Source organism: Burkholderia seminalis DSM 23518 (genome assembly GCF_902832885.1).
Taxonomy (GTDB): Bacteria; Pseudomonadota; Gammaproteobacteria; order Burkholderiales; family Burkholderiaceae; genus Burkholderia; species Burkholderia seminalis.
The window spans coordinates 477,087-492,937 of the sequence record NZ_CADFDK010000001.1; the positions used below are offsets into that span (position 1 = coordinate 477,087).

Genomic DNA, 15,851 nt, shown 5'->3' on the forward strand with positions numbered 1-15,851 from the left:
GCGTTGAGCGATGGTGCGTGGCGAGGGCATCGCCGCCGGGATGCACCCGTTGAACGTGTAGGTCACCCGAACGCGATTGTCGGGCCCGGATGTCTTCGATGGCGCATCGCGCCGAGGTCTGCCGGCGAGCAACGGTGGGCAGGCGATTGTTTCAGAATGAAAAGGGACGCATCAAGTCGCCTCGCATGACAGGCCGTTGACGCGCCGTGCCGCCGATTTGACGGTCGACGCCGTCGCCGACCGCCTGTTTTGCCTCGCCACCCCTAAATCGCTGTAAACTCACGCTTTTGCTGCCACGCCCCCACATTCCAGATGTCCCAATCCCCCAAAGTAGGGTTCGTATCCCTCGGGTGCCCCAAGGCGCTCGTCGACTCCGAACAGATCATCACGCAATTGCGCGCCGAAGGTTATGAAATCTCCGGCACCTACGACGGCGCCGACCTCGTCGTCGTGAACACCTGCGGCTTCATCGACGAAGCCGTGCAGGAAAGCCTCGACGCGATCGGCGAAGCGCTGACCGAGAACGGCAAGGTGATCGTCACCGGCTGCCTCGGCGCGAAGTCGAGCGCGAGCGGCTCGAACCTGATCGAGGAAGTCCATCCGAAGGTGCTCGCCGTCACCGGCCCGCACGCGGTGGGCGAAGTGATGCAGGCCGTGCATTCGCACCTGCCGAAGCCGCACGACCCGTTCACCGATCTCGTGCCCGCCGCCGGCATCAAGCTCACGCCGCGTCACTACGCATACCTGAAGATTTCCGAAGGCTGCAACCACCGCTGCACGTTCTGCATCATCCCGTCGATGCGCGGCGACCTCGTGTCGCGTCCGGTCGCCGAAGTGATGCTGGAAGCCGAGAACCTGTTCAAGTCGGGCGTGAAGGAACTGCTCGTGATCTCGCAGGACACGAGCGCCTACGGCGTCGACGTGAAGTACCGCACGGGCTTCTGGAACGGCAAGCCGATCAAGACGCGCATGACCGACCTGGTCGCCGCGCTCGGCGAACTCGCCGCGCAGTACGGCGCGTGGGTGCGCCTGCACTACGTGTACCCGTATCCGAGCGTCGACGAAGTGATTCCGCTGATGGCCGAAGGTCCGTTCAAGGGCCACGTGCTGCCGTACCTCGACGTGCCGTTCCAGCACGCGCACCCCGAGGTGCTGAAGCGCATGAAGCGCCCGGCGAACGCCGAGAAGGTGCTCGAGCGCGTGCAGAAGTGGCGCGAGATCTGCCCGGACCTGACGATCCGCAGCACGTTCATCGCGGGCTTCCCCGGCGAGACGGAAGAGCAGTTCGAAACGCTGCTGGACTTCATCCGCGAGGCGGAACTCGACCGCGTCGGCTGTTTCGCGTATTCGCCGGTCGAAGGCGCGACCGCGAACGAACTCGACGGCGCGCTGCCGGACGACGTCCGCGAGGCACGCCGCGCGCGCTTCATGGAAGTCGCCGAGGAAGTGTCGGCGAATCGCATCCAGCGCAAGGTCGGCAAGACGCTCAAGGTGCTGATCGACGAAGTCAGCGAGGAAGGCGGCATCGGCCGCACCGCGGCCGACGCGCCGGAGATCGACGGCGTCGTCTATGTCGAACCGGCGGCGAAGGCATCGAAGCGCTACAAGGTCGGCGATTTCGTGTCCGTGAAGATCACGGGCGCGGACGGTCACGATCTGTGGGGCGAGGTGTAAGCGATGGCCGCCGCCTTTCCGGAGATCCTCGCGCTCGGTGAGGCGATGATCGAATTCAACCAGTCGCAGCCGGGCCGTCCCGAATTCCTGCAGGGCTTCGGCGGCGACACGTCGAACTTCTGCATCGCGGCGGCGCGCCAGGGCGCGTCGACGGGCTTCGTGTCGGCGATCGGCGACGATCCGTTCGGCCGGCTGCTGGCCGGCATGTGGCAGGCGGAACAGGTCGACACGACGTACGTGCGGATCGACCGCACGGCACCGACCGGCGTGTATTTCGTCACGCATGGCGCGGACGGTCACCAGTTCGACTATCTGCGCGCGGGTTCCGCGGCGAGCCGCTATGCGGCGGCCGACCTGCCGCTCGACGCGCTCGCGGCCGCGAAGGCCGTGCACCTGTCGGGCATCAGCCTGGCGATCAGCACGGCCGCGTGCGACGCGGCGTTCGCGGCGATCGACCATGCGCGCCGCCACGGCGCGAAGGTCAGCTTCGACACGAACCTGCGCCTGAAGCTGTGGCCGCTGCCGCGGGCCCGCGCGGTGATGCGCGAGGCGCTGCGCCAGACGGACATCTGCCTGCCGAGCTGGGACGACGTCACCGCACTGACGGGCGCGAACGATCGCGATGCGATCGTCGATGCGATGCTCGAACACGGGCCGCAGGTCGTCGCGCTGAAACTCGGCAAGGAAGGCGCGTATGTCGCGACGCCGAGCGAGCGGCGCGTCGTGCCGGGCTTCACCGTCGAGGCCGTCGATGCGACGGGCGCGGGCGATTGTTTCGGCGGCGCCTTCGTCGCGCGGATCGTCGCGGGCGACGATCCGTTCGCGGCCGCACGTTACGCGAACGCGGCGGCGGCGCTGTCGACGACGGGTTACGGCGCGGTCGCGCCGATTCCGCACCGTGATGCGGTCGCGCGCCTGATGCAGGGCTGACGCGAAATACGCGCGCCGGCCGTGGTTTCGTACGACGGGCGGCGCGTCGCCGCGATTTTCGAGCGAATCTGAAGCAAGGAGCAACACAAGGTGGGTCGATATTCGGAATGGCAACGGGTGCTTGTCGTCGCAGGCGCGCTGGCCGCGGGCCTCGCGATGCCGCGCGTGGTCGCGGCGCAGGCCGTCGCGCCGGGCGTGCAGCAGGATGAACCGGCACCGGCGCGGCCGCTGAAGCCGAATCCCGAGTTTGCCCGCCTGCCGCGCTACGAAGGCACGCTCGGCGACCGGCCGATTGTCGTGCATCTCGGCCCGAAGACGGACGAGGAGGGCGTGCACGGCGAGTACCAGTTCGCCGATACCGGCGAGGTCGTGCTGCTGGCGGGCGATCGCGACGGCGACACACTCGAGATCGAGGAGTCGAACGACGGCACGAACATCACCGGCGTGTGGATCGGCCGCTTCGACGCGACGGGCGACCTGAAGGCCGACCGGATGAACTCGGACGAGTCGGACCCGCAGCCGGTCGTGCTGCGTCTCGCACCGGGCAAGCGCGCGGCGCTGCAGGTGCGCGACGGCCGCGTGCGGGAAATCGAGACGGTGGGCGGCGTCGTGAACCTGCGCACCGACGACTGAGCGCGCGCTGGCTCGGCGGGCGCGGCGCGCATTGTACCGGGCCAAGCGCGCCGATTTTGGCTAATCTAGCGGCATATTCCGCAACCGAACGGCCTCGTGCCCGGCTTCCCGACATGACTGCATCCACCCCCAAGCGCGCGCTGCAAACCCGCATCGTTCAACCCGACGACGTCATTCCGGAAGGCTTCCGGTCGTTCGTGCCGCCGGTCGCGCGCGCGTCGACGGTCGTGTTCCCCGATCTCGCGACGATGCGCGCGCTCGTCTGGCACAACGACAACCAGTGGCGCTACGGGCTGCATGCCACGCCGACGTCGCTCGCGCTCGCGCAGCGGCTCGCCGAGATCGAGGGCGGCGCGCATGCGCTGCTGCAGCCGTCGGGGCTCGCGGCGATCATGAACGTCTACTTCGGGATCGTGAAAGCGGGCGACGACGTGCTGATTCCGCACAACGTGTACGGCCCGAACGCCGATTTCGGCAACTGGCTCGCGAAGGATTTCGGCATCACCGCGCGCTTCTACGATCCGCTGATCGGCGCCGGCATCGCCGACCTGATCCAGCCGAACACGCGGCTGATCTGGATCGAGGCGCCGGGCTCGGTGACGATGGAAGTGCCCGACGTGCAGGCGATCACCGCGGCCGCGAAGGCGCGCGGCATCGTCACCGCGATCGACAACACCTTCTCGGCCGGGCTCGCGTTCAAGCCGTTCGAGCACGGCGTCGACATTTCGGTGCAGGCGCTGACCAAGTACCAGTCGGGCGGCAGCGATGTGCTGATGGGCGCGACGATCACCGCGGACGCGGCGTTGCACGCGCAACTGAAGCTCGCGCGGATGCGCTGCGGGATCGGCGTGTCGGTCGACGATTGTTCGCTCGTGCTGCGCAGCCTGCCGAGCATGCAGGTGCGCTTCGATGCGCACAGCAAGAGCGCGCTCGCGCTCGCGCAATGGCTGAAGGCGCGGCGGGAGATCGCGGCGGTGCTGCATCCGCAGATCGCCGACTGCCCGGGGCACGCGTCGTTCGTGCGCGATTTCACGGGCGCGGGCGGGCTGTTCTCGGTGGTGTTCGACGAACGCTATAGCGCGGAGCAGATCGATCGCTTCGTCGAGTCGCTCGACCTGTTCGCGATCGGCTGGAGCTGGGGCGGCGCATGCAGCCTCGCGATGCCTTACGACGTCGCGTCGATGCGCCCGGACTGGCCGCATCGCGGCACGCTGGTGCGTTTCTACGTCGGTCTGGAGGACGAAGCCGACTTGCGCGCGGACATCGAGCGCGCGCTGCAGGACGTACTCGGCTGATCGCCGGTCGCGACGACCCGCGGAAAAACGAAACGCCGGCGCGCTGCACGATCGCGCCGGCGTTTTTCATGGGGGGGCGGCGCGATCAGAACAGCCGCAGCAGCCCGTCGAGGCCGACATGGTCGAACGCGACCGTCGCCGCGTCGCGCACGACCGGCTTCGCGTGAAACGCGACCGAGAGCCCCGCTTCGGCCATCATCTTCAGGTCGTTCGACCCGTCGCCCATCGCGATCGCGCGGCTCGGCTCGAGGCCGAGCGACGCGCACGTGTCGCGCAGCAGGCGCGCCTTCACGTCGGCGTTGACGATCTCGCCGAGCACCTTGCCGGTCAGCTTGCCGTCGACGATCTCGAGCGTGTTCGCGTACGCGTAGTCGAGGCCGAGACGTGCCTTCAGCCGCTCGGTGAAGAACGTGAAGCCGCCCGACACGAGCAGCGTCTTCATGCCGGCGGCCTTCACGCCGGCCAGCATCGTCTCGGCGCCCGGCGACAGTTGCAGCCGTTCCTCGTACACGCGTTCGAGCGCCCGCGCGTCGAGCCCGGCCAGCAGCGCGACGCGGCGCGTGAGGCTTTCGTTGAAGTCGCGGATCTCGCCGCGCATCGACGCTTCGGTGATCTCGGCGACCTGCGTCTTCAGCCCGCAGAAATCGGCGATCTCGTCGATGCATTCGATCGTGATCAGCGTCGAGTCCATGTCCATCACGGCGAGCCCGAAGTCGCCGAGCGTGCGGCCGGCCTCGACGAACCCGAAATCGAGCGCGTGCGTGCCGCAATACGCGTCGATGTCGAGGCGCTGCGCCGGGTTCGCGTTTTCGATGCGCAGCGCGTGATCGTCGGTCTGCACGATGCGGGTGCCGCGCGACAGCGCGAGCAGCGGTTTGTGATGGGTGTCCGACAGCGGCGCAAGACTCTGGATGACGAGATTGTGGGTCATGACGAGTGGTTGGAAAGCAAATGAAATGCGTGTGCGGCCAACGGGCGGCCGCCTGCCGATGCGGGCCCCGTCCGGCGTCGGGCCCTTGCGTGGCGAACGCGCCATTGTAGCCGGTTGGCGGGGGCGGGGCGGACGCGGCCGTTTCGGTTCCGGGGGCCGGAATCGAAGCGGCAACGCCGCGGCACGCGCGCGGACATCGATGCCTATCGCCCGTCCGCTCGATCCCAGTACGGCGGATCGCCGAAATGCTCGGCGAGGAACGCGATAAACGCGAGCGTTTTCAACGGCACGTGCGCGCGGCTCGGATAGACGGCCCAGATCGCCACCTCGTCCGCGAACGGATAGTCGTCGAGCACCGTGACGAGCGTGCCGCTCGCGAGCAGCGGGCCGACGTCCCAGGTCGACTTGATCGCGATTCCGAAGCCGTCGACGAGCGCTTCGCGGATCGCCTCGCCGTTGCTCGCGACGAGCCGGCCGGCGACCCGCACGGTCAGCGGGCCTTGCGGTGTCGCGAACGACCAGTCGCGCTGGTCGCCGAGGATCACGCATTCGTGCTGCGTCAGGTCGGCCGGATGGCGCGGCGTGCCGCGCTCGGCGAGATACGCGGGCGAGCAGCACAGCACGCGGCGGTTGGTAGCGAGCTTGCGCGCGACGAGCGTCGAGTCCTTCAGCGCGCCGAGGCGGATCGCGACGTCGTAGCCGTCGTCGACGAGATCGACGATCTCGTCGGACAGCCGCAGGTCGAGCGATACCGACGGATAGCGGCGCAGGAACGCGGGAATCACCGGCGCGACGTGCTGGCGGCCGAACGACGACGACATCGACACCTTCAGCCGCCCGTACGGCTCGCTGCGGCCATGGCCGACCGAGGCGCGCGCGGCGTCGGCGGCCGACAGCAGCGCGTCGGCGCGCGCCATGAAGATTTCGCCGTCCTGCGTGAGGCTGATGCGGCGCGTGGTGCGGTGCAGCAACCGTGCGCCGAGCTGGCGTTCGAGCTGCGCGATGCGCGCGCTGGCAACGGCGGCCGACACGCCGAACTCGCGGCCGGCCGCCGTGACGTTCGCGAGCAGCGCCGCGCGCACGAACAGCGCGACGTCGAGCAGGTCGAGCGGCTTGTCGGGTGCCGGAATCGGATCGGACGCCATTATTCTGAAATTCCTGAAAATGTTTCAGGAAATATAGCGGTTTTCTCGAAGGATCGGGTTGCCTACGATGATGTTCATGGGGCCGCGCCGCGGCCCGCCCGGATTCCCTGAAAGGAGTATCGAGATGAAAGCCGTTGGACTGACCCGCTATCTGCCGATCGACGACCCGCAAGCCTTGCTTGACGTGGAACTGCCGCAGCCCGTGCCGGGCCCGCGTGACCTGCTCGTGAAGGTCGAGGCGATTTCCGTGAACCCGGTGGACACCAAGGTGCGCGCGCCGAAGCCGCAGGTCGAGGAGACGCCGCGCGTGCTCGGCTGGGATGCGGCCGGCACGGTCGTCGCGGTCGGCGCCGACGTCACGCTGTTTCGCCCCGGCGACGAGGTGTTCTACGCGGGCAGCATCACGCGGCCCGGCGCGAACAGCGAATTCCATACGGTCGACGAACGGATCGCCGCGCTGAAGCCGCGCACGCTCGACTTCGCCGCGTCGGCCGCGCTGCCGCTGACCGCGTTGACCGCGTGGGAAGCGCTGTTCGACCGGCTGCGCGTGTCGCCGCAGGGCGCGGACGCCGGCAAGTCGGTGCTGATCATCGGCGGCGCGGGCGGCGTGGGGTCGATCGCGATCCAGCTCGCGAAGACGCTCGGCAAGCTGCACGTGATCGCGACCGCGTCGCGGCCGGCGTCGGCCGACTGGGTGCGCGCGCTCGGCGCCGACGCGGTGGTCGACCATTTCGGCGACCTGCCGGCGCAGTTGCGCGAGGCCGGCCATCCGAACGTCGACTACGTGCTGATCTTCAACGACACGGATCGTCATTTCCCTGCCGCCGCGGAAGTCATCCGGCCGCAGGGCGGCATTTGCACGATCGTCGAGAACGACAAGCCGGTGCCGGTCGAACTGCTGAAGGCGAAGAGCGCCGCGTTTCACTGGGAGTTCATGTTCACGCGCGCGATGTTCGAGACGCCGGACATGATCGAGCAGCACCGGATCCTCGGCGAAGTCGCGCGGCTCGTCGACGGCGGCACGCTGCGCACGACGCTCGGCGAACAGCTCGGCACGATCAACGCGGCGAACGTGCGGCGCGCGCACCAGTTGCTCGAGGGCGGCCGCGCGATCGGCAAGCTCGTGCTGAGCGGTTTCTGATTCCGTCGCGCGCATAAGGTTGCGGCGCCGCGAACGCAAGCGGGGTAACACCCGATGCGTTTGCGGCGCATTGCATCGAGCTTGGCGGTAGACTGGCAGCGCATCATGCATCGAAAACCGCGCGGCACGCGCGTGCCGCCGCATTACAAGGAGGTCAGCATGAGCCAACGCAGCTTGTCAGTCGCCGCATCGTGGTCGGTCGTGTTCGCGGCGGCGTGCGTCAGCGCGAGCGTATTCGCGGCGCCGCCGGTCAAGGGCAGCCTGAAGGGCGGCGGTACCGGACAGCTCGAATACACCGTCAAGGTCGATTCGAAGACCTTCGGCAATACGCAGGAGACCCGCAAGATCCGCTCGGGCGAGACGGACGATTTCAACTGGAAGTCGGTGCCGCCGAGCGGCGCGGTCGCGATGCCGGACGGCTGCCCGAACGCCGACACCCTGCCGCGCGACGCGAACGGCGCGATGGTGCGCCAGACCCAGGTACGGCTCGCGCCGTCGGTCGACGCGAAGGGCGTCGCCAACGTGCAGCTGAGCTTCCAGGCGGCCGCGCCGAAGGGCACGCGCAGCGTGACGGCCGGCGGCAAGTCGCTGCAATGCCCGGACGTCGTGTCGGTCAGCCAGGTGAAGTGGGTGTCGATTCCGACCAACGGCGGATCGAAATCCGTGACGATGAGCGACGGCACCAAGGTGACGGTGTCGATCAAGCGCTGAACGGCGCGCGCGGGCCGGCGTTTCGCCCGGTGCGCGCGCAACGGATTCGACGGGTGGCGTGGGCGGGGCGGCGCATGAGCGCTGCGTGCAGGCGTCGCGATGTTTTCCCGTCATCTTCTTCGCGGGACGGTGCCGCTGCCGTGCGGCGGCCGTGCGTGACGTCCTGCAGCTGTCGCGTGACATTCACCCGCTTCCTTTCCTCCCCGTAACGATTCCGATGAAACCTCGAATGCGCGTGCTGCTGTCTGCCATTGCGTTCGTCGCCGTGCATGCGCACGCGGCCGACGACTGCAGTTTCGTGAAGAAGGTCGGGCTGCCGTCGCGGCAGCAGGTAGCCGTCGTGTCGAGCGGCGCACTCGAACCGTGCTCGACCGGCAGCTACGCGGTACGCGTGTACTCGACCGCGCACACCGCCCCGGGCTTCGATACCGACGATTACGTGACGGGCACGCTGCATGCGCGCGACGGTACGGTCACCGATGCGTTCACGGCCGACCTCGGCGCACGCGCACCGCAGGCGCTCGTCGTGACGACGCGTTCGGCCGGCAGCGGCGGTTATGTCGGCGCGCAGGCTTATGTGACGACGCCGCGCGCGGTGCGGCTCGTTGCGTCGGTCGACGGGCTCGCACCCGAGGCGGACGTCGCGGCCGCGTTGCGGCAGGCGATCGGCAAGCGCCGCGTCGCGCGCTGACCGTCCGGCGCGCGAACGCATCGCGCGGTACCCGGGCCGGTCAGTGCGCGCGCTCTTCGAGCCGCGACGCGAGAAAGCGGTGATCGGCCGAGAACAGCCGGCGATAGGTCATCAGTACCGCGCCGACGGTGCCGAGCGCGGACGCGGCGGCGATCAGGAACATGATCACGATCTGGTAGCGCACGGCCTGCAGCGGCGACTGGCCGGCCAGCACCTGGCCCGTCATCATCCCCGGCAGGCTGACGACGCCGACGACGGCCATCTGGTTCAGCGTCGGCAGCATGCCCGCGCGTACGGCCTGGCGCGCGGCATCCTGCGCGGCTTCCCAGCGCGTCGCGCCGAGCGCGAGTGCGGTCTCGACCCGATCGCGCCGCGCGGTGAGTTCTTCCATCATCCGCTCGACGCCGAGCGACACGCCCGTGAGCGTATTGCCGAGAATCATCCCCAGGATCGGAATCGCGTATTGCGGCGCATACCATGGATGAATGCGGATCACGACGAACAACCCGACCGCCGCGACGAACCAGCTGCTGAACCAGATCGACGCAATGCTGTCGATGCGCTGGCCGCGATATGTGCGCTTGCCGCGGCCGGCGCCGGCGAAACCGGCGATCAGCGTCATCAGCGCGGTGAGCGGCAGCACGACGTACCAGTGCGGATGGCCGAACACCCAGCCGAGCACGTAGCCGATCGCGAGCAGCTGCACGACGGTGCGCACCGCCGCGAGCGCGAGCTTGCGGCCGAGGCCGAGCGACAAGGCCGCCGAAATCGCGCCGTTGACGGCGACGAGCGCGGCGGCGATGCCGACGTCGACGAGGCTCAGGTCCTGCAGGGCCGGGCTCATTGCGCCGCCTCCGCCGGGTTCGCGACATGCATGACGCCTGCCTGCATCACGAGCCGCATCGTGCCGATCCGGGCGGCCTGGGCCGGATCGTGCGAGATCCACATGTAGGCGCGCGTGTCGGGTGCCGCGTCGAACCACGCGCCGACCAGCGCCTCGATCGCGCGCGCCGAGTCGGGATCGAGTGCGGACGTCGGCTCGTCGAGCAGCAGCACGTCGGGGTCGAGCTGCAGCACGCGCAGCAGCGCGGCGATCTGCGCTTCGCCGCCGGACAGGTCGCTCGCGCGCTTGTCGAGAAAGTCCGGGCCGCGGCCGGCCTGCGCGGCGAGCGCTTCGGCACGTGCGCGATCGAATGCGACGTCGCGATAGATCGCGAGCGAATACGGATAGCGCAATTGCGATTCGACGGTGCCGTCCATTTGCGCGGGGCGCTGGCGCACGTACGCGACGCTGCGCCGGTAGCGCGGAATCGCGCCGCGCCGGATCCGGCGGCCGCGCCACAGGATCTGCCCGCCGTCGAGCGGATCGAGCAGCGCGAGCGCGCGCAGCAGCACGCTCTTGCCGGAGCCGGACGGTCCCGTGATAGCAATTCGCGATCCCGCGGCGAGGCTGAAATCGGTCGGCGCCAGCAGCGTCTTGCCGCTGCTGGCGTCGCGCCGCGCGATGTGCCGCGCATCGATGAGACCGGTGGGGGCTGTCATGTCACAAATGAAAAAAAGCGTTAATGGCGCCGAAGAGGCGGTACTGCGTGCGTCATAATACCGATTGAAAAGCCGCGGGTGTCGTGCGCCGTTCGTTCACGCAAGCGGTCCGGCATGGCGCGGCAACACTTCAGAACAACAACGGAACCGCCATGACGCTAACCCGAGCCATCGGCAAATCGGCTGCATGGGTCGTCGGTATCGTCGCGGTGCTCATCGCGGCGGCCGGCGTCTTTCTCTTCACGTTCGACTGGAACCGCGCGAAACCGTGGGTCAACGAACAGGTGAGCGCCGCACTCGGCCGCCCGTTCGCGATCAACGGCGATCTCAAGGTCGGCTGGCGTCGCCCCGACGGCGAGACCGGCTGGCGCGCATGGGTGCCCTGGCCGAGCTTTTCGGCCACGCAGCTCGAGATCGGCAACCCCGACTGGGCGAAGTCGCCCAAGTTCGTCACGCTCGATGCCGCGCACTTCGATCTCGCGATCCTGCCGCTGCTCGCGCATGAAATCGTCATTCCGTCGATCGACGTCGTGAATCCGGCTGTCGACCTCGAGCGGCTTGCCGACGGCCGCAACACGTGGACCTTCCAGTTCAAGCAATCGTCGCAGCCGTCGCCGTGGAAGGTGCGGCTCGACAGCTTCGGCTTCGCGAAGGGCACCGTCACGTATCGCGATGCGATCACGAAGGCCGACCTGACCGTCGCGATCGATACGCTCGGCCAGCCGATCCCGCTCGGCGACGTGCTCAAGGAGCAGGAGCAGACGTCGCGCGCGGCGTCCGCGCAGCGTGTCGGCAAGCATGGCGCCGCGCAGTTGAGCGCGAAGGCCAATGCGGAAGCCGCATCGAGCGCTTCCGGCGCGCAGGCGGCGAGTGCGGCATCGGCGACGGGCGCGTCGGCTGCGGCTTCCGTCGCTTCGGCGGCGTCCGCTTCTTCTGCTTCTTCCGCATCGACGGTTGCCGTGGCATCCGGCGCATCCGGCGCCGCGGCGCCCGCGAAGCCGTCCGGCCCGACCTATGCGTTCGGGCTGAAGGTCGACGGCCGCTACAAGAACGTGCCGATCAACGGGACCGGCAAGCTCGGCGGCGTGCTCGCGATCCAGGACGCATCGCGGCCGTTCCCGCTGCAGGCCGACGTGAAGGCCGGCGATACGCGGCTCGCGATCGTCGGTACGCTGACCGATCCGATGCATCTCGCGGCGATCGACCTGCGGCTGTGGCTGCAGGGCACGTCGATGTCGCACCTTTACCCGCTCACCGGCATCACGCTGCCCGATACGCCGCCTTACGCGACCGAAGGGCGGTTGATCGGCAACTTCAAGCGGCACGCGAGCACGTTCCGCTACGAGAACTTCAACGGCCGCGTCGGCGGCAGCGATCTCGGCGGCACGCTCACGTATGCGCAGCGCGAGCCGCGACCGAAGCTGTCGGGCGAACTCGTGTCGAACCTGCTGCAGTTCTCCGATCTCGCGCCGGTGATCGGTGCCGATACGGCCGCGAGCAAGGCCAAGCGCGGCGACACGACGCATCAGCCGCCGGGCCGCGTGCTGCCGGTCGAGACGTTCCGGACCGACCGCTGGCGGGCGCTCGACGCGGACGTCAAGTTCACGGGCCGCAAGCTGGTCAAGAGTTCGAACCTGCCGATCACGAACCTGTATACGCACATCCTGATGCAGGACGGCGTGCTGTCGCTCGAGCCGCTGCAGTTCGGCGTCGCGGGCGGCACGCTCGCGACGACCGCGCATCTCGACGGCAGCGGCACGCCGCTGAAGGGCCGTTTCACGGTGGCCGCGCGGCACCTGAAGCTCAAGCAACTGTTCCCGACGCAGAAGGTCATGCAGTCGGCGCTCGGCGAAATCAACGGCGACGCGTCGCTGTCGGCGACCGGCAACTCGCCGGCAGCGCTCGCCGCGACGTCGAACGGCGAAGTGAAGGCGCTCGTGACGGACGGCCGCATCAGTCGCCTGCTGATGGAAGCGGCGGGGCTGAACGTGGCCAACGTCGTCTACGAGAAGCTGTTCGGCAACAACGACGTGAAGATCAACTGCGCGGCGATCGATTTCGTCGCGACCAACGGCATGCTCGACCCGAAAGTGTTCGCGCTCGATACCGACGATGCGCTGATCAACGTCGACGGCCCGATCAGCCTGCGCGACGAATCGCTCGACCTGAAGATCCACCCGCATACGAAGGGGTTCCGGATCTTCTCGCTGCGCTCGCCGCTGTATGCGAAGGGGACGTTCAAGGACCCGAAGGTCGGCGTCGATGCGACCGCGCTCGCGCTGCGCGCCGGCGCGATGGTCGGGCTCGGGCTGATCAACCCGTTCGCGGCGCTGATCCCGCTGATCGCGCCGAGCAACAACCGCGACGTGCCGTGCTCCGAGCTGTTCGGGCAGATGAAGGCGAAGGCCGCGCAGAAGGCGGCCGCGAAGGCCGGCAAGTGACGCGCGTCAACGGCCCGCGCGCACCCACAGCAGCACGGCGTCCACTTCGCGGCCGTCGATCCGCACCGGCGCGGCGGTGCCGAGCTGAAGGCGGTCGCCGTCGAGCATGACGGCGCGCTGCTGGACGTTGCCGAGCCAGTTCGGGAACAGGCTGACGTCCATTTCATGGGTCAGCGTGCCGTCGTCGGTCACTTGGAAGGGGCCGGAATAGGCGATGTAGCCGCGGGCGGCGGCCGCGTATTCGGCGTCGGTGCCGTGGTGCAGGTCGCCGTTCGCGTAGGGCGGCCGGCCGGTAGCCATCATTTGGGCGGACATGTAGCCGTCCGGCGTATAGAGAATCCAGCCGCGCGCGTCGCGGCCGAGCGGATAGGCGGTCGCGCTACCGTCGCGCGGGCGGACTTCGTAGGACACGAGGCGCCATGCGCCGACGAGTTGTGCGCGAAGCTGGCTGGCAAGCATGCTGGATTCCGGTCGGGCGGCGTTGGGGCGCGTGCCGCCGTGTTGGCGGGCCGTCGGGCGGAGGGCCAGATGGCCTCGAATGCGCTGCCCGGGCAGTATGGTCGGCAGTTTCTCCGACTCCTGCTAAAATACACGGTTTTCCGTCGATTTCTCTCTTAACGGGACCTGCCGTGCTTTCTACTGCCAACATCACGATGCAATTCGGGCCAAAGCCCCTGTTCGAGAATATCTCGGTCAAATTCGGCGAGGGCAACCGCTATGGTCTGATCGGCGCGAACGGCTGTGGCAAGTCGACGTTCATGAAGATCCTCGGCGGCGACCTCGAGCCGAGCGCCGGCAACGTCGCGCTGGAGCCGAACGTCCGCCTGGGCAAGCTGCGCCAGGACCAGTTCGCGTACGAAGACGTGCGCGTGCTCGACGTCGTGATGATGGGCCACACCGAAATGTGGGCCGCCATGACCGAGCGTGACGCGATCTACGCGAACCCGGAAGCCACCGACGACGACTACATGCACGCGGCCGAACTCGAAGGCAAGTTCGCCGAATACGGCGGTTACGACGCCGAGGCGCGCGCGGGTGCGCTGCTGCTGGGCATCGGCATCGAGGAGAAATTCCACAACGGCACCATGGCCGACGTCGCGCCGGGCTGGAAGCTGCGCGTGCTGCTCGCGCAGGCGCTGTTCTCGAAGCCGGACGTGCTGCTGCTCGACGAACCGACCAACAACCTCGACATCAACTCGATCCGTTGGCTCGAGCACACGCTCAACGAGTACAACTCGACGATGATCATCATCTCGCACGATCGTCACTTCCTGAACTCGGTGTGCACGCACATGGCCGACATGGACTTCGGCACGCTGAAGGTCTGGCCGGGCAACTACGACGACTACATGCTCGCATCGGCACAGGCGCGCGAGCGCCAGGCCGCGGCGAACGCACGTGCGAAGGAGCGCGTGGCCGAACTGCAGGACTTCGTGCGCCGCTTCTCGGCGAACAAGTCGAAGGCCCGCCAGGCAACGAGCCGTGCGAAGCAGATCGACAAGATCAAGATCGAGGAATTCAAGCCGTCGTCGCGCCAGAACCCGTTCATCCGCTTCGAGTTCGAGAAGAAGCTGCATAACGTCGCGGTGGTCGCGGAAGACATCACGAAGAAGTACGAGCGCACGATCTTCCAGAACTTCAACCTGTCGGTGCAGCCGGGCGAACGCATCGCGATCATCGGCGAGAACGGCGCGGGCAAGACGACGCTGCTGCGCTCGCTGCTCGGCGCGCTCGAACTCGATCACGGCACGGTGAAGTGGTCCGAGAACGCGAATGTCGGCTACATGCCGCAGGACACGTATGAGGAATTCCCGAACGACATCACGCTGATGGACTGGATCGACCAGTACCGCAAGGACGGCGACGACGAAACGATGGTGCGCGGCACGCTGGGCCGCCTGCTGTTCTCGTCGGACGACATCAAGAAGTCGGTGAAGGTGCTGTCGGGCGGCGAGAAGGGTCGCATGATCTGGGGCAAGCTGATGCTCGGCCGCCACAACGTGCTGCTGATGGACGAGCCGACCAACCACATGGACATGGAGTCGATCGAGTCGCTGCAGATCGCGCTCGAGCAGTTCGAAGGCACGCTGATCTTCGTGTCGCACGACCGCGAGTTCGTGAGCGGGCTGGCGAACCGGATCATCGAAGTGCGTACGGACGGCACGCTGTTCGACTTCGGCGGGAATTACGAGGAATTCCTGACGAGTCAGGGGCAGGAGTAATTCTGCCGGGTTGTCCCAAGACCACCTTTCATGCGTCTCGGCTTGTCCCGCGGAATTGTCCCGTTGGGACGGCCGGCTTCCTGGTGCCCCTTCTTGGCGAGCGAACGCTAAAGCAGCATCTCAGGGAAGTCTTGTAAAGCCTGAAGCCCGTACTGGCGGCATGCCTGTATGGGCTTTTCCATTTTGGGCGAGGCACTCGCCGTTGTTGCGGTACGTAGAAGCCGACCTTGTTGTACTCAACCCACCAATCAGCTTGGGATATTCATGATTCGAATCGTGATGGGTGTGACGAGGGTAGGAGAGCGATGCCTTCGCTCGAAATCGACAGTGCTGGCATCGCGCTTTTAGTTGCCACTGCAAAAATGAGGAAAAAGAGGGTGGGCGCCATCGACGTCAGAAAAAGGGCGCCGGCACGGCGTCCAAAACAACATCTCACCTATCCCAATAAATTCGGATCTTGCCTCGAATTGACAATCTGAAAGAATTATTAAAAAT

The 15,851-nt window shown here is 67.4% G+C and carries 15 protein-coding genes; 10 read left to right on the forward strand and 5 right to left on the reverse strand.

Annotated features, from left to right (window positions below; all coding sequences use genetic code 11):
• The first annotated feature begins 312 nt into the window (after nucleotides 1-312).
• From rimO to HWX00_RS02235, 4 genes are all read left to right on the forward strand, one after another.
• Nucleotides 313-1,674, forward strand: a complete 1,362-nt coding sequence (gene rimO / locus HWX00_RS02220) for a 30S ribosomal protein S12 methylthiotransferase RimO (protein ID WP_034186781.1) — start codon at nucleotides 313-315, stop codon at nucleotides 1,672-1,674.
• A 3-nt stretch (nucleotides 1,675-1,677) separates the two neighbouring features.
• On the forward strand, nucleotides 1,678-2,604 hold the full coding sequence (locus tag HWX00_RS02225) for a sugar kinase (protein ID WP_069706227.1): 927 nt from the start codon (nucleotides 1,678-1,680) through the stop codon (nucleotides 2,602-2,604).
• Between the two features lie 90 nt (nucleotides 2,605-2,694).
• Nucleotides 2,695-3,237, forward strand: coding sequence for a hypothetical protein (locus tag HWX00_RS02230; RefSeq protein ID WP_124671292.1), 543 nt, complete (start codon nucleotides 2,695-2,697; stop codon nucleotides 3,235-3,237).
• Nucleotides 3,238-3,350: 113 nt separating this feature from the next.
• Entirely contained in the window at nucleotides 3,351-4,532 is a 1,182-nt protein-coding gene (locus HWX00_RS02235; RefSeq protein ID WP_175028108.1) for a cystathionine beta-lyase, read from the forward strand.
• 85 nt (nucleotides 4,533-4,617) lie between these two features.
• On the opposite strand, the gene serB is transcribed toward HWX00_RS02235, so the two are convergent.
• Both serB and HWX00_RS02245 read right to left on the reverse strand, forming a co-directional pair.
• Complete coding sequence (gene serB, locus HWX00_RS02240; RefSeq protein WP_034186785.1) at nucleotides 4,618-5,463, reverse strand: phosphoserine phosphatase SerB; 846 nt, start codon at nucleotides 5,461-5,463, stop codon at nucleotides 4,618-4,620.
• A 203-nt stretch (nucleotides 5,464-5,666) separates the two neighbouring features.
• Entirely contained in the window at nucleotides 5,667-6,608 is a 942-nt protein-coding gene (locus tag HWX00_RS02245; RefSeq protein ID WP_034186786.1) for a LysR family transcriptional regulator, read from the reverse strand.
• Nucleotides 6,609-6,732: 124 nt separating this feature from the next.
• On the opposite strand from HWX00_RS02245, the gene HWX00_RS02250 reads away from it, so the two are divergent.
• The 3 genes from HWX00_RS02250 to HWX00_RS02260 all read left to right on the forward strand — a co-directional run bounded on the left by HWX00_RS02250 (nucleotide 6,733) and on the right by HWX00_RS02260 (nucleotide 9,151).
• Nucleotides 6,733-7,749, forward strand: coding sequence for a zinc-binding alcohol dehydrogenase family protein (locus tag HWX00_RS02250; RefSeq protein WP_034186787.1), 1,017 nt, complete (start codon nucleotides 6,733-6,735; stop codon nucleotides 7,747-7,749).
• A gap of 159 nt (nucleotides 7,750-7,908) precedes the next feature.
• Nucleotides 7,909-8,460, forward strand: coding sequence for a DUF6013 family protein (locus tag HWX00_RS02255; RefSeq protein WP_034187004.1), 552 nt, complete (start codon nucleotides 7,909-7,911; stop codon nucleotides 8,458-8,460).
• 217 nt (nucleotides 8,461-8,677) lie between these two features.
• The gene (locus tag HWX00_RS02260; RefSeq protein ID WP_175028107.1) at nucleotides 8,678-9,151 is read left to right on the forward strand and encodes a PliI family lysozyme inhibitor of I-type lysozyme; all 474 of its coding nucleotides are present in this window, start codon (nucleotides 8,678-8,680) and stop codon (nucleotides 9,149-9,151) included.
• Between the two features lie 40 nt (nucleotides 9,152-9,191).
• Here HWX00_RS02260 and HWX00_RS02265 read toward each other — a convergent pair whose 3' ends face one another.
• On the reverse strand, nucleotides 9,192-9,995 hold the full coding sequence (locus HWX00_RS02265; protein ID WP_049030407.1) for an ABC transporter permease: 804 nt from the start codon (nucleotides 9,993-9,995) through the stop codon (nucleotides 9,192-9,194).
• Nucleotides 9,992-10,693, reverse strand: a complete 702-nt coding sequence (locus HWX00_RS02270; protein WP_034186790.1) for an ABC transporter ATP-binding protein — start codon at nucleotides 10,691-10,693, stop codon at nucleotides 9,992-9,994. The genes HWX00_RS02265 and HWX00_RS02270 overlap by 4 nt, the downstream gene beginning before the upstream one ends.
• Nucleotides 10,694-10,845: 152 nt before the next feature.
• Between HWX00_RS02270 and HWX00_RS02275 the strand changes: the two genes are divergently transcribed.
• On the forward strand, nucleotides 10,846-13,134 hold the full coding sequence (locus HWX00_RS02275) for an AsmA family protein (protein ID WP_175028106.1): 2,289 nt from the start codon (nucleotides 10,846-10,848) through the stop codon (nucleotides 13,132-13,134).
• A 6-nt stretch (nucleotides 13,135-13,140) separates the two neighbouring features.
• Here HWX00_RS02275 and HWX00_RS02280 read toward each other — a convergent pair whose 3' ends face one another.
• The gene (locus HWX00_RS02280) at nucleotides 13,141-13,593 is read right to left on the reverse strand and encodes a lipocalin-like domain-containing protein (RefSeq protein ID WP_175028105.1); all 453 of its coding nucleotides are present in this window, start codon (nucleotides 13,591-13,593) and stop codon (nucleotides 13,141-13,143) included.
• 170 nt (nucleotides 13,594-13,763) lie between these two features.
• On the opposite strand from HWX00_RS02280, the gene HWX00_RS02285 reads away from it, so the two are divergent.
• Both HWX00_RS02285 and HWX00_RS02290 read left to right on the forward strand, forming a co-directional pair.
• The gene (locus HWX00_RS02285) at nucleotides 13,764-15,356 is read left to right on the forward strand and encodes an ABC-F family ATPase (RefSeq protein WP_034186793.1); all 1,593 of its coding nucleotides are present in this window, start codon (nucleotides 13,764-13,766) and stop codon (nucleotides 15,354-15,356) included.
• A 305-nt stretch (nucleotides 15,357-15,661) separates the two neighbouring features.
• Nucleotides 15,662-15,835: a hypothetical protein gene (locus HWX00_RS02290; protein WP_175028104.1), complete on the forward strand. Its 174-nt coding sequence runs from the start codon at nucleotides 15,662-15,664 to the stop codon at nucleotides 15,833-15,835.
• Nucleotides 15,836-15,851: the final 16 nt, after the last annotated feature.

Bases quoted from the DNA above. Each gene is read 5' to 3' on its own strand.
- HWX00_RS02275 (WP_175028106.1), top strand. From the start codon at position 10,846: ATGACGCTAACCCGAGCCATCGGCAAATCGGCTGCATGGGTCGTCGGT.
- serB (WP_034186785.1), bottom strand. From the start codon at position 5,463: ATGACCCACAATCTCGTCATCCAGAGTCTTGCGCCGCTGTCGGACACC.
- HWX00_RS02235 (WP_175028108.1), top strand. From the start codon at position 3,351: ATGACTGCATCCACCCCCAAGCGCGCGCTGCAAACCCGCATCGTTCAA.
- HWX00_RS02280 (WP_175028105.1), bottom strand. From the start codon at position 13,593: ATGCTTGCCAGCCAGCTTCGCGCACAACTCGTCGGCGCATGGCGCCTC.
- HWX00_RS02270 (WP_034186790.1), bottom strand. From the start codon at position 10,693: ATGACAGCCCCCACCGGTCTCATCGATGCGCGGCACATCGCGCGGCGC.
- HWX00_RS02245 (WP_034186786.1), bottom strand. From the start codon at position 6,608: ATGGCGTCCGATCCGATTCCGGCACCCGACAAGCCGCTCGACCTGCTC.
- HWX00_RS02260 (WP_175028107.1), top strand. From the start codon at position 8,678: ATGAAACCTCGAATGCGCGTGCTGCTGTCTGCCATTGCGTTCGTCGCC.
- HWX00_RS02255 (WP_034187004.1), top strand. From the start codon at position 7,909: ATGAGCCAACGCAGCTTGTCAGTCGCCGCATCGTGGTCGGTCGTGTTC.
- HWX00_RS02225 (WP_069706227.1), top strand. From the start codon at position 1,678: ATGGCCGCCGCCTTTCCGGAGATCCTCGCGCTCGGTGAGGCGATGATC.
- HWX00_RS02290 (WP_175028104.1), top strand. From the start codon at position 15,662: ATGCCTTCGCTCGAAATCGACAGTGCTGGCATCGCGCTTTTAGTTGCC.
- HWX00_RS02250 (WP_034186787.1), top strand. From the start codon at position 6,733: ATGAAAGCCGTTGGACTGACCCGCTATCTGCCGATCGACGACCCGCAA.
- HWX00_RS02265 (WP_049030407.1), bottom strand. From the start codon at position 9,995: ATGAGCCCGGCCCTGCAGGACCTGAGCCTCGTCGACGTCGGCATCGCC.
- rimO (WP_034186781.1), top strand. From the start codon at position 313: ATGTCCCAATCCCCCAAAGTAGGGTTCGTATCCCTCGGGTGCCCCAAG.